The 15,115-nt window shown below is 59.2% G+C and carries 16 protein-coding genes; 5 read left to right on the top strand and 11 right to left on the bottom strand.

Features of this window, described 5'->3' with window-relative positions:
* The first annotated feature begins 1,399 nt into the window (after positions 1-1,399).
* Positions 1,400-2,959 (top strand): hypothetical protein, encoded by a 1,560-nt coding sequence (locus AB7Z56_RS28385; RefSeq protein ID WP_441256621.1) that lies wholly within the window; start codon positions 1,400-1,402, stop codon positions 2,957-2,959.
* Between the two features lie 984 nt (positions 2,960-3,943).
* Here the strand turns inward: AB7Z56_RS28385 and AB7Z56_RS28380 are convergent.
* The gene (locus AB7Z56_RS28380; RefSeq protein ID WP_441256620.1) at positions 3,944-4,408 is read right to left on the bottom strand and encodes a Phasin protein; all 465 of its coding nucleotides are present in this window, start codon (positions 4,406-4,408) and stop codon (positions 3,944-3,946) included.
* Positions 4,409-5,994: 1,586 nt separating this feature from the next.
* Here AB7Z56_RS28380 and AB7Z56_RS28375 point away from each other — a divergent pair.
* Positions 5,995-6,468: a nuclear transport factor 2 family protein gene (locus AB7Z56_RS28375; protein WP_063986489.1), complete on the top strand. Its 474-nt coding sequence runs from the start codon at positions 5,995-5,997 to the stop codon at positions 6,466-6,468.
* A 126-nt stretch (positions 6,469-6,594) separates the two neighbouring features.
* On the opposite strand, the gene AB7Z56_RS28370 is transcribed toward AB7Z56_RS28375, so the two are convergent.
* From AB7Z56_RS28370 to AB7Z56_RS28340, 7 genes are all read right to left on the bottom strand, one after another.
* Positions 6,595-6,876, bottom strand: coding sequence for a hypothetical protein (locus AB7Z56_RS28370; RefSeq protein WP_441256619.1), 282 nt, complete (start codon positions 6,874-6,876; stop codon positions 6,595-6,597).
* 14 nt (positions 6,877-6,890) lie between these two features.
* Positions 6,891-7,280 carry an NUDIX hydrolase gene (locus AB7Z56_RS28365; protein WP_441256847.1) on the bottom strand — a complete coding sequence of 130 codons (390 nt, stop codon included), beginning with the start codon at positions 7,278-7,280 and terminating at the stop codon, positions 6,891-6,893.
* A gap of 71 nt (positions 7,281-7,351) precedes the next feature.
* Entirely contained in the window at positions 7,352-7,633 is a 282-nt protein-coding gene (locus AB7Z56_RS28360; protein ID WP_063986488.1) for a hypothetical protein, read from the bottom strand.
* A 1,495-nt stretch (positions 7,634-9,128) separates the two neighbouring features.
* A complete protein-coding gene (locus tag AB7Z56_RS28355) occupies positions 9,129-9,392 on the bottom strand; it encodes a hypothetical protein (protein WP_063984131.1) in 264 nt (87 codons plus the stop codon).
* A gap of 113 nt (positions 9,393-9,505) precedes the next feature.
* Positions 9,506-10,036 carry a septal ring lytic transglycosylase RlpA family protein gene (locus AB7Z56_RS28350; RefSeq protein ID WP_245285773.1) on the bottom strand — a complete coding sequence of 177 codons (531 nt, stop codon included), beginning with the start codon at positions 10,034-10,036 and terminating at the stop codon, positions 9,506-9,508.
* A gap of 162 nt (positions 10,037-10,198) precedes the next feature.
* Entirely contained in the window at positions 10,199-10,468 is a 270-nt protein-coding gene (locus tag AB7Z56_RS28345; RefSeq protein WP_441256618.1) for a hypothetical protein, read from the bottom strand.
* 81 nt (positions 10,469-10,549) lie between these two features.
* Complete coding sequence (locus AB7Z56_RS28340) at positions 10,550-10,759, bottom strand: hypothetical protein (protein WP_028160561.1); 210 nt, start codon at positions 10,757-10,759, stop codon at positions 10,550-10,552.
* 169 nt (positions 10,760-10,928) lie between these two features.
* Here AB7Z56_RS28340 and AB7Z56_RS28335 point away from each other — a divergent pair, with 169 nt between their 5' ends.
* Both AB7Z56_RS28335 and AB7Z56_RS28330 read left to right on the top strand, forming a co-directional pair.
* A complete protein-coding gene (locus AB7Z56_RS28335) occupies positions 10,929-11,165 on the top strand; it encodes a hypothetical protein (protein WP_441256617.1) in 237 nt (78 codons plus the stop codon).
* A 54-nt stretch (positions 11,166-11,219) separates the two neighbouring features.
* Positions 11,220-11,495, top strand: a complete 276-nt coding sequence (locus AB7Z56_RS28330) for a DUF2934 domain-containing protein (RefSeq protein ID WP_063984129.1) — start codon at positions 11,220-11,222, stop codon at positions 11,493-11,495.
* Here AB7Z56_RS28330 and AB7Z56_RS28325 read toward each other — a convergent pair.
* Positions 11,449-11,835 (bottom strand): hypothetical protein, encoded by a 387-nt coding sequence (locus AB7Z56_RS28325; protein WP_080669720.1) that lies wholly within the window; start codon positions 11,833-11,835, stop codon positions 11,449-11,451. The genes AB7Z56_RS28330 and AB7Z56_RS28325 overlap by 47 nt on opposite strands.
* Before the next feature lie 781 nt (positions 11,836-12,616).
* Here AB7Z56_RS28325 and AB7Z56_RS28320 point away from each other — a divergent pair.
* On the top strand, positions 12,617-12,778 hold the full coding sequence (locus tag AB7Z56_RS28320; RefSeq protein ID WP_187387746.1) for a hypothetical protein: 162 nt from the start codon (positions 12,617-12,619) through the stop codon (positions 12,776-12,778).
* 433 nt (positions 12,779-13,211) lie between these two features.
* On the opposite strand, the gene AB7Z56_RS28315 is transcribed toward AB7Z56_RS28320, so the two are convergent.
* Both AB7Z56_RS28315 and AB7Z56_RS28310 read right to left on the bottom strand, forming a co-directional pair.
* Positions 13,212-14,024 (bottom strand): site-specific integrase, encoded by an 813-nt coding sequence (locus tag AB7Z56_RS28315; RefSeq protein ID WP_441256616.1) that lies wholly within the window; start codon positions 14,022-14,024, stop codon positions 13,212-13,214.
* Positions 13,964-14,617, bottom strand: coding sequence for an Arm DNA-binding domain-containing protein (locus tag AB7Z56_RS28310; protein WP_283018614.1), 654 nt, complete (start codon positions 14,615-14,617; stop codon positions 13,964-13,966). Before AB7Z56_RS28310 ends, AB7Z56_RS28315 begins: the two co-directional genes overlap by 61 nt.
* Between the last annotated feature and the right edge of the window lie 498 nt (positions 14,618-15,115).

The raw sequence follows: 15,115 nt of genomic DNA, 5'->3' as shown, positions 1-15,115 counted from the left end.
CGGCTCCTGGCCCAGGTTGAAGCGGACTGAGCAGGCTAGCTAGGGTAGGACTCACCTCCGCTGATGCCCCAACGGCAGTAGCTCTGCAACGCACATACGAACAGTAAACGCGGAAAACAGCGCCTGCAGGCCGATCCATTAACGTTTGCGGATATCCACTCCTTCGCACCCTGGCCGCATTCTTCCGCACGTGCAAAGGGATATGGCAACTGATCGGCCAAATCCTCAGCTCATCCACGGTCGTAAGCCACGGTCCGAGTGCCGCGGCGAAAGAGATTTGGCAGGCTGCTGCACTTCGCAGCTGCGGCTGCTTCGGACCCGGACTAGTCACGAACACAATGAATCCCTTGCGCCGCCAGTTTTGAGCCGTATGGCCGCCCATGTCGGCGCGAAGGGTCGAGGGGGTGGGGACGATACGCCGGGAGTTTTCGATGTCCGGTTATTTGAGATTTTGCTTCGCTGGTTTTGCTCTCGCTGGAATTCTTTCAACGACGCCCGCGTCCTCCGACCCTCTTGACGACTTGTTCAATATCGCTCCGCGCGCACGTGCTCCGACCTATCCGGCGCGAGCGGAATGCTTGGCGCGGCCCGGCGACTCGGTCCCCGATGGCCAGCATTGGGTCTATCGAGTCGATGGTCGCCGCAAATGTTGGTTCCTGGCCGAGGGCATTGCGACGGTGAAGAAGCCCGTTCGTTCTCGCATAGCTAAAGATCCCGTGGCTAGTCGTAAGCGGAGCCCGGTCGTTGACGCGCGCGCAGAGTTGCTGCGGCCCAGACCGGCCGAGCAGTCTCAGCCGCCTGTCCCTGAATTCAAAGTAGCTGAGGCTGCTTCCGAACTTGGAACGAGCACGACGGCCCCGATACCAGCGGTACCCGACCTGCATCGGCGTACCAACCAGCTCACGTCGGAGTTCTCCGTGCCGCCCCAAGTTGACGTAGAGAAGCTTCTTGCGGCTGCGAGTGACGCCGCTGCTGCCTCGATGCCCCCGGTTCTGCCGGTGGGCATGGGCCCTAGGGGGGCCGGCGATGAGGGGAGGGGCTGGGCGGTGACCTGGTTGGGCTTGCTGCTGATGGTCTTAGGAGTCGGCTCCGTATCGAGCTCAAGCCGTGCGCTACGCGAAGCCGTGCTGTTGCGCTATCGGGAATTGATGGGTCTCGGAGCCGCACCAGGAAGAGCAAGCTACGGCACGTAGTTGTCACGTGGCGAGATCTCGGCATGTCGCCGTGTGACCCAAAGCGGATCTAGCCGCCCATACCTCATCCCGGTTAGATGAAGCGAGACGCGACGTCTTCGGCCTCTAGGACGGGATGGCTTAAAGGATGTACCCACTTATAGTTGGTTCGCTGGCCTGACGAAACAGCCTAAGATTGTATTGGATGCAGCCGAGGAGGACTTCCGATGCGCAGGCAGCCTGTTCCGCTTACCCCGGGTGACCTGGTCAATCATCAATTCGGCACCGACGACAACCTGATAGGCACCCCAGGCGCACCGACCTCGTTCGGTGATGCTGGTGGCAGCATGTTCGACTTCTCGAAGGGAGGGAACGACACTTTCGATGAAATCGGACCTTCCAACTACACATTCTATGGGGACGTGGTCGGCAGTATTTTCGATTCTGCTCAGGGCGGCGATGACATTTTTAACGGACTCACCGCGACCAGTGTCACTGCCTACGGCGACGCGGGTGCCGACATGTCGGACCAAAGTAAGGGCGGCAACGATACCTTCTTGAGTGGTACCGGCAGACAGCAAATCAATACGTTCTTCGGCGACGCTGGCGGCGCCATGTCGGGTCATGCTCAGGGCGGCGATGACAGTTTCATAACTCAGACGGTACAGGGCGGCACCCACACCTTTTACGGTGACGCGGGCGGCGACATGTCTGGCCATAGCAAGGGCGGGGACGACAGCTTTCAGGGCTCTAGGCAGGCTGGAAACCTCTTTTTTGGTGATAGCGGAAGCAACATGTCCGGTCACGCCCAGGGCGGCGATGACTCATTCACCGCCAGAACGGACTCAGGCAACACATTCTACGGGGATGCCGGCGGTGACATGACCGGCCACAGCAAAGGTGGCAACGACACCTTCAACGGGGCCTTGTTCGCAACGCAGGTGTTCTACGGTGATGCCGGAGGCAACATGTCCGGCCATGCTGAGGGAGGCGACGACCGTTTCACGGGCTCCGGTGGGGCGATCATGTCAAAGACCTTCTATGGCGATGCCGGCGGTGACATCTCCGGCTTTGCCAAGGGTGGCAACGATACTTTCATAAACGAGGGCGGCTCCACGGTGTCTTTTTACGGGGACGCCGGCGCCACAATGTCCGGCCATGCGCAAGGCGGGAACGACCTTGCGACGTTGCTGGGTACCAAGAACTTCGCCGTTGGCGATGCTGTTACGATGCTCGACGCTACCAGCGGAGGTAATGACAGTCTCAGCGGCGGCGACAGTTCGGTGACGGATGTTGTGAACCAGCTCTATGGAGACGCGCAAGTCATGGGCGGGGCGACCCAAGGAGGCGATGATCTTATCTTCGGGGGCCACGCCGTTGACAGCGGCCGGGTCGACAACTTCTTATGGGGCGATGCGGCGCAAATTTCAGGTCGTGCTAAGGGCGGCAGCGATGTCCTATACGCGGGGACGGCTGGGCAAGGTTGCACAGTCAGCAATGAGATGTGGGGAGATGGTGAACTGAGCGGCAATGCTCATGGAGGTTCCGATACGTTTGTATTCAAGGACAATGGTCTAATGACTGTTGGAGCCAACAATCTCATCCAAGATTTCAGCCAATGCCAGGATGATAGGATCGCTTTCATTGACGTTGCGGGTGTGCACTCGTTTGGTGACCTTGTCATCACCCAGAGCGGAACTAGCACCGTTATCATGGCGGGAGCTGATCAGGTAACGCTTGCAAACTTCACCGACTTGATGACGGCGAATGACTTTTTGTTTGTTTGAGAGCGCTCCTCTTCGTTACCATGGTCGCGATCGGCCGACGGCGCAAGCGGCTAGGGATGCGACAGGTCCAGCCCGTGGCCGCACCGCGTGAAGACCTTGACGACTTCGTGGGCATCTGGACCTGCGCCCGATAGCCGTCGAACTTGATTTCGTGAATCCATCGCTCGATCGCGGAGGCGAGTACCGGCTGCACGAAACGGGAAACGGCGCCTTGATGCCATGCGCTTCCAGCTTTTTCCGTTGGAAGGCCATCGCTATACGAGGCGCAGGCTTATGAACTCCTGAGATACGACGGGACGTCGCTCAGTTGCAGATTGCAGCGATGCAACATCCCTCTCGGACCAGCGCTCTCCATGTTGACGGCGACGACCTTGATCGACCTGCAATATCGCCGACGAGGAGATCTTGAATGACGGTTTCAAGATTCGTAGTCTCAAGGTCGGCTTCGCGCCAGGCACGGCCAGCCTGTCCAAAGTCGTTGGCGACCAGATAGACGGTTGGCTCGTGCGCCGACATGAGAGAAGAGTTCTCGGCAAAGTTAATCTCGAACGCTCAACATTTGTTAGAGCCTGCGATGAATCCAGGGGCGGAGAATATCTACCGACGCCCAGCCTTGAGCCGGTGCGTCGTGGCGGTCCCGGCGTCTCCGCTCCTCTCGAGCCCCGGAGGCGCTTGGGGCCACTCACCCGTACACGCGCCTCAGTGGGCGCCAGCCGTTCTTGTCGACCTCCACCCCGAAAGCCTTCCGGCATGCGCAGTTCTCGCAGTCGTTTCTCGCTGGAATTGAAGAGCTGATCTATTCAATGCGGGTGTTGCGCGTCAGTGGATACGTCTGACGTAGAGCCTGATACTACTCTCGTCGTCCCGCTTCGGGTTCAGAAGCATCTCTGAACACGCTGGTTCGGGCATGGGCCAATAGTAACTATCCGAAAGGCCGCTATCGGTGCAGAGCGGAAACGTCCTTAATTGGGGTGAGCTTGGCTTTTAGAAAGTCCACGATTTGGTACTTAGTTCAGCCATCTCCGAGGAATGCTTCCGGAACATGGCGATCCGCTTGTTTGTGAATTCTGCGATTACACCGGGAAATTCAAGGGGCGCCTTAATCATCGCAAGCCTTTGAGCGAATTCAAAAGCAAATTGCATGTTGGTTTGTGCCATTTCCAGTAGCTGCGCTTGATAAGCTCGCACGTTTGCGTTGGCTGAAGAAAGAATATCAACCCCTCTCTTTGAATTGTTTTCCGTCATCTGTTTGGAGTCATTTTGTAGGGCTGCATCCGTGACAAGAAGCGGATTCCTAACGGGGAGGGCGTCTTGCTGCGAATCTGCGCTCACGGGCGGAACGCCCGCTTTCGGGCTTCTGATAATAGCTTGCGCAGTCCGTTGGGCCTTCGCGACCATTCTCGGGCGGCGGGCGTGCTTTGACGCCGTTGCCGGTTTACGTTTGCTCATCTGACACTCCAAGGATGACGATCGACCAAGGTCGTTGCCAGACGACAACCTGCTATGCAGCGCGACGTTCCGAAAGTCCCACTTACTGAGGCCGACATCTCATGTTCGTTGATCCCCTGTCGCACCTTTGCAACTTCGAACGTCTTTGACGGCTTTTAATCCGTCAGTTTCTCTCACCTAATGCCGTTAAGCTAGTTCCGTCTGGACAGCGATCCGCCTGAGCGCACGTTTTCGACTCCGACCCGAATTGAGCCCGCCCAGTCGCTTCGCATTCGCCGCGACATGCCGTCGATACTGACGGACTATTTCATTGCCCGAAGCTCCAGCCATTAGACTTGCAGAGGCTTCGAAAGCCGCGTGCATCTTTTGGCCGACCCTCAATTCAGCTTCGCGACGGACAATTGCTGTCACGCACTTGGAGACGACGGCTTCGAGCCCGACCTTGCAAGCATGGGCAAACATCTCGCCCCCGTCGATCTCAGAACTCTCGCTAAACTGGACGTCGGTGTCGGCGAGAGCGCAGCCTGCATGAGGTGCAGCGACAGGGCCTGGTTTCGGCAGCTTCATCGAGACGGCGGGATCTTGGTCGGCTATGTCCGCGCGTGTTCGCGACACCTTCGCCGCCTTCACCGGCGCCGGCATCTAGGAGCAGATCCGAGTAGAGTCGGGCGTAGGAGCCGGGTTCAAGCAGGGGCAGCATGAAGCGGCGGCGCTGAACGCACAGGAAGCGTGACTGGGAGCGACTGACGGCATGCTAGGAGAAGAAGGAAGCAGAGAAGGAAATACGCCACCGGGCTCAAATACATGTCCCGGCGGCGGTGTTCATTTCCAGCCCCGAGATGGGACCTAACAAAAACCTCGGATATAGGTCCTACGCACGAAACCTAGGAAGGTTTCAGGGGCCACCAGTGCACGCTGGCGGGCCTAGCACTCCCGGGAGCCCACCAGTGGATGATGACGCATGGCTGGCTGTCCCACTAGTCTCAAAATAGAACGCTGCCGAGCTCGAAATACATGTCCCGGCAGCGTCTCATTCTCAAACTGAGCACTGAAATCCCAGTTAGCGCTAATTTTGCAATGGGCGTGCCACAGGTTGTGACTGCGCTCGCCGGTTCACGCTGGCGGGCCTTCTCATCACGTAAGGCAGGAGACAATCGCTAGGACAACGTCAGCGCCCAGGTCTGAGGCATATGCCGAAAGCAGAACGCCGGCGGAAAGTGCGACAGCAATCACTTCGAAAATCGTCATTTGGAACTCCCCTCTTCAATTCCAAGCGGGGAGCGTTAGGCCTGGCGTGTTTCCACTGTGTTTCGTGGGCTCATCAAAGAATTTCGTGCACGTGGTTGTGATACACCGGGAAAAACAGGCAGTTTGTTAAATGCACGTGCTGAAGGAGGGCTCCGCTTAGCCGCCAGAGCAGCTTCTTGATTGCACACCGTGCCCGACGCCAAGTCGGGACAATGTGGTAACAGGGTGCGTCAAAAAGGATCGTGCAAATTTGCAAGGTCGGTTCTCGACGGCCGCCCTGATGCCACTACAGTAACTGTTGTGAAGGTCTCTAGTTAATCTCGCCAATGGAGCCCCAAATGTCCGAGAGCCGCCCCCCTTTTCCCCCGTTCACACGTGAAACCGCCATCATCAAGGTACGGCAGGCCGAGGATGGCTGGAATTCGTGCAACCCAGAAAAGGTCGCCTTGGCGTACTCGACCGATACCTATTGGAGAAATCGGGCCGAGTTCGCGAAAGGACGCGCGGAAGTCGTCGCGTTTCTTACTAGGAAGTGGACTAAGGAGTTGGATTATCGGCTCATAAAGGAGCTCTGGGCCTTCAATGAAAATCGGATCGCCGTTCGCTTCGCGTACGAATGGCACGACGACTCGGAAAATTGGTTCCGCTCGTACGGGAACGAGAACTGGGAGTTCAACGAAGATGGACTGATGCGACGCAGGTTCGCGTGCATCAACGACCTCCCAATCAAGGCATCGGAGCGCAAGTATCATTGGGACCGTAGCGCCCCGCGTCCCGCGGATCATCCCAGCCTATCCGACCTCGGGCTTTAGCATCCGTTGCGCTTGCTCAAGGAAGTCATACGGCGCTGTCCTAATTAGGACACCCGCAGGGGTATCTGTACCATTCTGCCTCACGTTAAGATCCGGATAGAGGCCGCCTCAATTGGCGGCCTCGGTTCATTGATCCCTCTTCAGCTTCCGCCACCCCCAGTGCGGCTCTTTGCCCTTCGGGTTGAGCTCTGGGACGTAGTGCCGGTTTAGGGCTCGCACGACCCCGATGCGGGCAAACATCGTCGGGCCGCCACCTTCCGCCACCAGGATCAAGGCTTCCATCGCTGCTTGCCATTCCGGCGCGGCGTGCTCTTTCTTCGGCAGTGCGGCAATGTATTCGCCGGCGTCGAGCAGCGTCGCAGTACGCGGTCGCCGATACAGATGGGATCCTCGAAAGGCCGACGCCATCCTCGGCCAGTCATTCACCGTTTCGATTTTCTCGGAAATAGCCGGTCGCGAATAAAGCGTGATGTTGGCGTCAGGCGCACCCCACGGGGCTTTTGCCAAACGGCGCGGTCGATCTCCTTCTTGTCGCCGATCTCGAGCCTGCCCTTGGCTCCCTTGGCGATGAAGATCGCGTCGCTCATCTTGCGGCCGGAGTACTTGTTCTTGATCTTCACCTCTCTCCAGAGGCTCAGCCGGCCGAGCTTCAGCCGCGGCAACTCCTCCTTGATCTCCCGTCGCAAGCAATCCTTTTCGGTTTCTCGCGACCGCTTCCGGCCGCCGGGAAACATCCACAAACCATCGCTCCGGCGCCTCACCAAAAGAACTTTGCCACGTTTGGCTGCAACGAGCTTAGATGCCTTTGCCATTTCAGCTGAATGAGCCTCCATGAAGAATCGTCAGCGATTATAGCTGGATGGCCCTTTGTTCCAAACGGTGCCTACCGATACCCCATGCCACCGATTGGCCCTTTGGCGTTCCAGTTGAAGTCCGGTCGTACGTCTGCGCCGCGCCCGCCGCAGGCGGTGCAGACGAAGCGCGGCTCGACATCTGACAGCCGGACATCGTCGGGCCAGCGATCGGTGCCGAAAGCAACGTGATGGCCGCAGTGGCAATAGATGAGGACGCCACGCAAGCCCATCTCGCGCATCTCGCCGAAGGTGATCTTGAGTGGTCGCCCGTCGGGGTGCGTAGGCGTGTGGCGGCGGGTAGGGCAAAGCATGCCGCGATCAAAGCGGCATCCAAGCGCGTCGCAAATTATCAATCCCTTGGTCCGCGGAACGAACGCGAGCCACTGCGCGTCGTGGTGAGGGAAGGCCCGCCGGGGCTGGCTGAGCTGGCGGGCCCTCACCCCAAGCACAAGGCCGTGCATCTCCCACACGGCCCCGTCCCGAAGCCGAGGCTGCGCGTGTTTGCTTAACGAGTAGCGCTGGCCCCAAGATGGCGGGCGTCATTCGCGACTGCTCGCGGGCGCATAGCGCGTAGTCTTGGCAGCGCTCTCAATGTTGTGGTTTTCGGCCTCTGCTGGAGTTTCGAATGGCACCGCTACGACTTCGCCGTTCGGTGCAATCATCACGGCAAGGTACGGGAGCCCCAGCTGGGGCGGATTGTAAACAACGAAAGTTATGCCCGACATTTTCGTGTATCTCGCATCCGAGGTAACGGCTGAGCGCCATCTTCCATGCGAAGCGATCTCCCGCTATTGCCCACCGGCCGTATCCCTAGATCAAGGTGAAGGAACTCTTGCGAAACTTTTCGTCGTGCGGGCGCCTATACAATTCCCAAAAAAGGGCCCCAGCCCAAATGGGGATGAGCCGGGGCCTAGAGGTTGCCTTCGGCGAGCCCGATGGCGTCGGGAAAACTTGGCAAAAACCACGATGTTCCTGGCTCGGCAGAATCCCCGCGGCGCAAAACGTCAACGGTGCAGGGGTAGCACCAAGCTGGACCCCGATCGGCCGAGCGAGCGCTGTGTGAAACAGCCACACGCAGGGGAGATTTAGAACTTGGCTGGGAACGTCTATGTCGCGCCCGGCTTGTGTTATGCGGTGACGGTCTCGGTCCCACGAGACAGAAGCCTGTCCGGAAGCCCCAGCATCATTACGCCCCCCGGCCCGATGCTGGGGCCTCCACGGGCAGAGGATTCAAAGATGGGTCCCAATGCCAATACGGTTTTGGGCGTCCTGCTGGCGGCAGCCCTCCTGTACCTCATTTTTGTTCATTAGCCGGTTTCCGGGCTCAGTGGCCTAGTTTGAAATTGTCGCCTAATTTCGATAGCGTTCCTGCTTCGGAACGAGGCGGTGTTTTGGGCGGAGTCATGCGAGAGTTTCGCGCATACATAATCGATGATGAGGGGCACATAACGCTCCGAGTTGACCTTGAGGTACACGATGAGGCGGAGGCTAGGGAGCGAGCCAAATTGCTTGTAGACGGGTACACGGTAGAGCTTTGGGAAGGCGCAACCAGGCTCGATAGATTTGAGCCGATCAGCAGGCATTAAGGCAGGCCGCCTCGGTTGGCGGCCTCTTTCATGCTGCAGGTGGCGCGCGGCGCAAGAAGCGCAAGAATACAACTTCAGATTCGTTGTCGTCGGCCGACCGCCATGAAAGACTGACGGCATATTTCGCGTCTCGGAGGGAATACCCGATGCGCCTTGCATTGCCTTATGTGGGAATTGGTTTTTGCGCGCTTCTCTCGGGCTGGTTGTCCTTTACCCTGATCTATTGAGTGAGTAGGCCGCCCGGGCCTAGCAAGCGCACGTAAGTCCCGCTCTCGTGCATCTGGAGCCAGCCGCGCTCGATCGCGTGTTTGAGCCCGGCGCCGAATTCGCTGCCGCTGCCCTTCAGCTTGAACAAGAAGGGCGCGTTGATCCTCTCGATATAGATCCGGCCGTCCTGGACAGGGTCGACGCTCGCTGCGAGCTCGACGAGCTTGCGCGCGGCCGCTTCCGGGTCAGCATAGGGTCGTTCTTCGGTGTGCTTCATCGGCGTATCCCATTGGCCGCCCGCGCGGCGGTGATGTGTGCGCGGTGCTGGTAGCTCGTCACCTATCTATCTGCACAAGCGATCTGTCCGATACTCCTCGAGTGGTCGAATGTTCACAACACCTCCGCATGAACCTGAGCCACGCCACGATCCGTAATACCCAAGCTCCGCGCCGCGGCCAACGAAAGGTCGAGGACACGACCGCGGACGAACGGACCGCGGTCATTGACTATGACGATGACGCTTCGGCTTCCGTGGGTGACGCGCAACTTGGTACCGAAGGGCAGGCGGCGGTGCGCTGCTGTTAGCCGATTACGATCAAACGATGAACCGCTCGCTGTCTTGCCTTTGGCATAAGAATAGTAGGAGGCCGTGCCGGAGAAGACTCGATTCTGAGATTGAGCTCTTGAACGATCTTTCGAGGGCTCTTCCGAAGTCTGAGGTTGCGTTTGCTGTGTGGTCGAAGGTTGCGTTTGCGTTTCGTCCTTCTTTGTCTGGTCGCTTCCTTCAGGAGCTGGCTCCGCGTGAGCTCTTGGAATGATGGACCACCTGTCATCGAAGTTTTGTCCGACAGCAGGAGTTGAGTAGATCGCCATCCAAGCTGGGATTGTTGCAATCGCGATCATTCTACAAAGAACTTGCATGATCGGCCTCACGCACAAATGAAACTGATGGACAATGCGAACTCATCGGCCTGTGTTCCTGCACGCGCATCCACGTGCAGAACAAAGGTGAATGCATACCGATGGTCCGATGGGTGGTTCCAAGAGTGTTTAGAGCGCACCAGACGCCATCGCTGCGACGCATCACGCCGTAGAAGCCGCAAAACCGAAGGCACAAATCATATTCGCCTCCAGCAGCCGCTGCTTGGCTTCTACTCCGGTGGTGCAGTCTTTCGATCTCGAAATTGCATTGGCCGCCAGCACGCCACGTCTGGCGAGGTAGAGATCGATCACCTTCTGCGCCTTGTCGACGCTCCAGCATAGCGCCTCGGCGATCTCTGCGCCGGCCTCAGCGAGCAGCGTCGCGGCTGTGCCGCGGTTATCGTGGAAATTGGCCAGCGCGCTTTGACGCATTCGGCGTTCTTGCCGTTGGCTGCGGCCTCGGCTTCGAAGGGCCGCACGTTCCTCCTCCTCGACGCCAAGAGCGGAGAGCGATCAACGGCGCGCCAATACATATCCAATCAGGAAGGCGATTCCGAGCGATGCGAGCGGAGCCTCGCGCGTTAGGTCGCTGACGATAGCCTTCCACTGGCCAGGCGGCTTGCCGTCGCCGAGCCCCTCGCGGACATCGCGTGCGACCTCGCGGACCGTTTCGTTGGCGGCAGCGAAAGTTGAGGTTTGGGTTTGGGATGGCGTGTCAGTCATGGCGTCCTCCTCGAGCGACAATGAACCGCGGAGAGCCTGGTTCCTCCAGAACTGAGGGGGTCTGCTGTGCCTGACAGTGCGACAAGACGGCATGCTGTTCGTCTCACACTTTAGGAACGAGGCAATAACACAACGTATTGTCGGAGGAAATGGCGGGCGGAGCCTCGCAATGATCAGCGTGTCAAGGAAGGATCTGGAGCTGATAGCACTGCGGGAGATCCGGAGCTTTCCGGGGGGCGAATTAGTCATCGCGGTCGAAATCGAATGCGACGAAGGTTATCCGAACGACATGAATTGGCGTTTGGACGTTACTGCGGCCGATAACGCCGACATAGATCGCATCGAGTATGCCGCTCGGACGACAACCGCAAGACTTAAGCGTCGATACCTTTTCCGGCGGCACTGAAGATCGATCGCGAGAACTTTTAGAGCAAGGTTTGCGCAATAGGAGGAGCGACCGATGCCAAACTTAAGTCAGGAAGACATTCGTATTCGTGCCTACGAGCTTTGGCGTGCAGCGGGCGAGCCAAACGGGGACATGGAGGCCTTCTGGTTTGAAGCCGAGAAACAGCTTCTGGCGGAACGGTCGCAAGCAGATGAACTTCCGCCCGGCATGACCGATAATTTGCCGGTATATGAGCAATCAGGGCGCGTGGCGATTGCGCCACGCGCCTTCGAGCAACGAGCCGTCAACGTTTGGCGGGCGGGCCGCTCTTGTTTCCCGGCAGACCTTTGACATTGGATGAGTCCTGTTGCTGGGTCGACATGTTCTGACCCACGGTACCGGTGGGAGAGGGACCGCTTTCGCTACCAGGTGCTCCGGCAATTCCGGTCCCGGAATTCTGAGCGCTAGGCGCCGTCGCCGTGGAATCGGCGCGACCGGAGTTGCTGCCCGGCGCTTGCGCCGCGGAACCTGGCCTGTCCTGTTCACCGACGTAGCCCGACGCACCGGAGTTGTGAGTCTTGATGCCTTTATCGGCTTCGTTTTGCAGGTTTTGCGATGGCGAGCTCTGTTGAGCTATGACCGGCGTAAAGCCAGCGGCAAGAACGATCGCTGCAAGTGCGATGCGACGCATGAGTTCCTCCTTGGGTTGTTTCCTCAACAACGTGAGAAGGGCTCACTGGCTCCTAAGTTCTTTTTGATTCTTTGAAGGCCGATCGCATTCGCGCGCATTGCAAGAAGCGTTCGGGCCAACCTTCATTGATTGTGTCGCCCAAATCTGATCAGGGTGATGTTCTGTCCCGGTACCCAGCCGTGATCGTCACAGTTGACGCACGTCGTGGGGCTCACAATCGCTGGCCCAATCAGTAGGTTAGGTTGTTCAGCGGTTTTCCGCCTAGGCTGTGAGTGGATCACCTCCGGCTCTAATCCGAGTTCGGTCATGGGCGCATTTTAGCGGGGCCGACGAGGTGCGGTAACCCGGTGAGGCCTTACGGGTCGAGCGGCCCTTTCCAATCTGTAAAGTCGTATCGGCTCCACCATCGATGAAGGGACCGCCCACACGCTTCACAATCGAAGCGTCCGTTTCCCACGACCGGCCGCATTATTTGGATCGCGCTATGAAGCGCCCCGCAAAATAAGCAACTGAAAAAGACGCGCAATGGTGGTTGGTTGGTCATCGATCCTTGGTCGCCGCTCGTTGGGCCGACTGGAACGCCGTAATAGAAAGGCCGATTTCTATCTTGGTAATTCACGCCAAAAGTTTGTGAGCTTGCGCCAACGATGGCCCGCATCAAAGTTGAAAGGATTTCTTTACCTTCACTTTGGTTCCGGCCCGACCAGTCCTAGCCAGGCGAGCGCTTTCGCGCTGATAGTAGTCAGACCGCCGCTGCTGGGGGCCAAACGGAGTCGTCCGAATGGGTGTCGCAGGCTGGCGCTTCGCGCGTGTGAAAAGAACTGTTATCGGACGGCCAGCCGTTATCGCTGTGCTGGAAAAGCTGCCGCTTATCTGCCCGCTAGTTCTTGCAGCTGCCTCGCTGCTCATGATCGGGATTGGACTCTACCGCGATTTGCAGTGACGTTCGCCCCTTGCTGGTCTGGCCTATCGGCTAACGGTTTGTCGAGTTGTTCGGCGAACTTGGCCTCGGCGCGGGTGTCGGCCGGCTCGATGCCGTGGCGTCGTTGCTGGCGCTCATAGCGCTGGAATACGATGGCCGAGCTGCTCGGCGCTGTTGCACTTCAAGGCCCATCGCACCAACACGCGCAGGCGCGGCGCGCGCGGTGCCTTGTACCGGCGCAGCCGGCGTAGGTCGCGGATTTCGGGCTGCGGGACGCCGTCGGGCCGCCCCCCTACGGGGTGTGCAGGACTTGCGGCGCTTTTTGACACCGACCATACACGACTGGCCCTGCGCATTGATTTGTAAAGCATTTTTTGGCTGTGTACGTTCCTGCGCAGGGGAAGAGAGGCCCGCGGGAGCTGTGACCTAACTCAGAATCGGTCGGCAGATGCAATCAGGCGGCGAGCCGTGGCCCCTCCTGCGCCAGGGCCTTAGGGACAGGCCCGCCGACGATCCGCCGCAGCTCGGCCGCGACGCCGTCCAGTACCGCGCGCTTCTCCTTCATCCGCTTGGAGTGATTGTAGACCTTCCCCGTCAAGGTGGGCACGATCTGCTCCGATTTCTTGCTCGCGGCGTGATCGAGGCACTTTGCGATCCATGCATCGTCAAAGCCAAGGTCGACCGCCAACGTTGCCGCCGTCCGGCGCAGATCATGCGGCGTGAACGGCTTGAGACCGAGCAGCTCGCAGAGACCGGCGGTCTTCGACTTGTCCTTGTTCTTCTCGTGCTTGGTGCCACGCAGTGCGTCGGCCATCGCTTTACGGTGAACTGGCTGGCCCTTGTACATCGGGCTCTCGAAAACAAATTGCTGATCATCCGAGGCGAGCGCCTCCTTGGTGATCTCGACCGCCAGATCGGATAACGGTTGCTGGATCACCCGCCGCTTCTTGACCCGCTTGAGCGGCACGTCGAAGCGCGGATGCTCGCCGTCGAGGTCAAACAGCTCATCCCGATGCGCGCCGAGCAGTTCGCGCGAGCGCAGCATGGTGACCAGTTCGAACTTGAGTGCGAGCCGGGTCCGGCGGTCATAGGGAAGGTCGTTGCGGTCCAGTCCGTGCCAGAACGTCTTGATCTCGTCTTCGGAGAGGACCCGGGTGCGGGGATGTTCGGGATCGAGTTTTGGCAGGTTGACGCAGGGGCTGGCGGTCACATAGTCGCGGCCTGCCTCCGCCGCCCAGGTGAACAGGCCCGAGGCCGCCTTGCGCATATGGCGCGCGTTGCTGACCGAGGGCTTGCCGAACTTGCCGCGACGATGTCGTTCGAGAGTGTGGCGATGTCGTGCTTGGTGACCTCCATGGCCAGCTTCTTGCCGAGGCGTGGGCGGATGAGGCGGTCGAGGTGGCTCGCGGTGTTTTGCCAGCTTTCGAGCCGGGGGCGCATCTCGCCATCGGGCTTCTTGACCAACGTCTTCATCCACGCGATGCGCTCGTCGATGATCTCGGCGACGGTCTTGCCGCGCTTCGCCTTCGCAGCTTTCTGGTCGCGGAAGGTCTCGGCAAGCGCCTCGCCACCCCTGGCCCTGAGGCCGTAGACCTTGCTACGGGCGTCCTCGACCGTGAAGGTCTCAGCATTGTAGACGCCAAGCCAGCCGGTGCGTTGCTTGCCGGTCTCCCGGTCGGTGAACTTGAACGAGAAGGTTGCCACCCCGGTCGTGGTGATGCTTACGTACAGACCAGGGCACTTACGGTCGTAGAGCTTGGTCCGTTTGGCAACGCGTTTCTCGCACATGCGGTCGGTCAGAATGACGCTGCTGTTGCGGCCCCGCTTGCCGGCGGGGGAGGGGACAATGGTAGTATCCATGTGGTTTCGGCTCCTAAGGCTTGGGACCAAAGGGCTCGGCTTTGAGGCTTTCAGTTTGTCGTGCGGACGCTGAAAGGCTTAGGGCCGGGCCCTTATTTTGGTGAAGCCCGCTGAAACAGCCCGCATCAGGCTAGTCGAAAAGCACTCGTTTTAAAGAGTTTTCCCAGTTTCAGCGTGTTTCACCGAACGCCAAAATATAGACGTGTGGTCCTGGCCGTCGTTGCAAGCTCTTGCGGAGGCGACAATCGCGTCAACCGGCGCGATGCCGGTGAATTTCGCTGGGGCGAGGGAGGCCAGAAGGAACTCGGCTCCCGGGAGAGCGCGGCATAAGCCGTCCGACCACTGCGCAGGGAAGGCTGTGTGTTGGGCTTCACCTGTATGCTGCTGTGCGGTTCTTCCTGCGTGTCCTTTCGCGCAGCGGACCGCGGGTGCCAGCCGGCACCGACCTTCCCTGCGCCCTCTTGACTGAGAGGGCAGGCGGAGATGCAAAGCTCGGGA

This window comes from Bradyrhizobium sp. 482_C4_N1_8 (genome assembly GCF_052075965.1).
Taxonomy (GTDB): Bacteria; Pseudomonadota; Alphaproteobacteria; order Rhizobiales; family Xanthobacteraceae; genus Bradyrhizobium; species Bradyrhizobium barranii.
This window is presented reverse-complemented; position numbering and strand designations above follow the sequence as displayed.

Bases quoted from the DNA above. Each gene is read 5' to 3' on its own strand.
- AB7Z56_RS28385 (WP_441256621.1), top strand. From the start codon at position 1,400: ATGCGCAGGCAGCCTGTTCCGCTTACCCCGGGTGACCTGGTCAATCAT.
- AB7Z56_RS28380 (WP_441256620.1), bottom strand. From the start codon at position 4,408: ATGAGCAAACGTAAACCGGCAACGGCGTCAAAGCACGCCCGCCGCCCG.
- AB7Z56_RS28375 (WP_063986489.1), top strand. From the start codon at position 5,995: ATGTCCGAGAGCCGCCCCCCTTTTCCCCCGTTCACACGTGAAACCGCC.
- AB7Z56_RS28370 (WP_441256619.1), bottom strand. From the start codon at position 6,876: ATGGCGTCGGCCTTTCGAGGATCCCATCTGTATCGGCGACCGCGTACT.
- AB7Z56_RS28365 (WP_441256847.1), bottom strand. From the start codon at position 7,280: ATGGCAAAGGCATCTAAGCTCGTTGCAGCCAAACGTGGCAAAGTTCTT.
- AB7Z56_RS28360 (WP_063986488.1), bottom strand. From the start codon at position 7,633: ATGCTTTGCCCTACCCGCCGCCACACGCCTACGCACCCCGACGGGCGA.
- AB7Z56_RS28355 (WP_063984131.1), bottom strand. From the start codon at position 9,392: ATGAAGCACACCGAAGAACGACCCTATGCTGACCCGGAAGCGGCCGCG.
- AB7Z56_RS28350 (WP_245285773.1), bottom strand. From the start codon at position 10,036: ATGCAAGTTCTTTGTAGAATGATCGCGATTGCAACAATCCCAGCTTGG.
- AB7Z56_RS28345 (WP_441256618.1), bottom strand. From the start codon at position 10,468: ATGCGTCAAAGCGCGCTGGCCAATTTCCACGATAACCGCGGCACAGCC.
- AB7Z56_RS28340 (WP_028160561.1), bottom strand. From the start codon at position 10,759: ATGACTGACACGCCATCCCAAACCCAAACCTCAACTTTCGCTGCCGCC.
- AB7Z56_RS28335 (WP_441256617.1), top strand. From the start codon at position 10,929: ATGATCAGCGTGTCAAGGAAGGATCTGGAGCTGATAGCACTGCGGGAG.
- AB7Z56_RS28330 (WP_063984129.1), top strand. From the start codon at position 11,220: ATGCCAAACTTAAGTCAGGAAGACATTCGTATTCGTGCCTACGAGCTT.
- AB7Z56_RS28325 (WP_080669720.1), bottom strand. From the start codon at position 11,835: ATGCGTCGCATCGCACTTGCAGCGATCGTTCTTGCCGCTGGCTTTACG.
- AB7Z56_RS28320 (WP_187387746.1), top strand. From the start codon at position 12,617: ATGGGTGTCGCAGGCTGGCGCTTCGCGCGTGTGAAAAGAACTGTTATC.
- AB7Z56_RS28315 (WP_441256616.1), bottom strand. From the start codon at position 14,024: ATGCGCAAGGCGGCCTCGGGCCTGTTCACCTGGGCGGCGGAGGCAGGC.
- AB7Z56_RS28310 (WP_283018614.1), bottom strand. From the start codon at position 14,617: ATGGATACTACCATTGTCCCCTCCCCCGCCGGCAAGCGGGGCCGCAAC.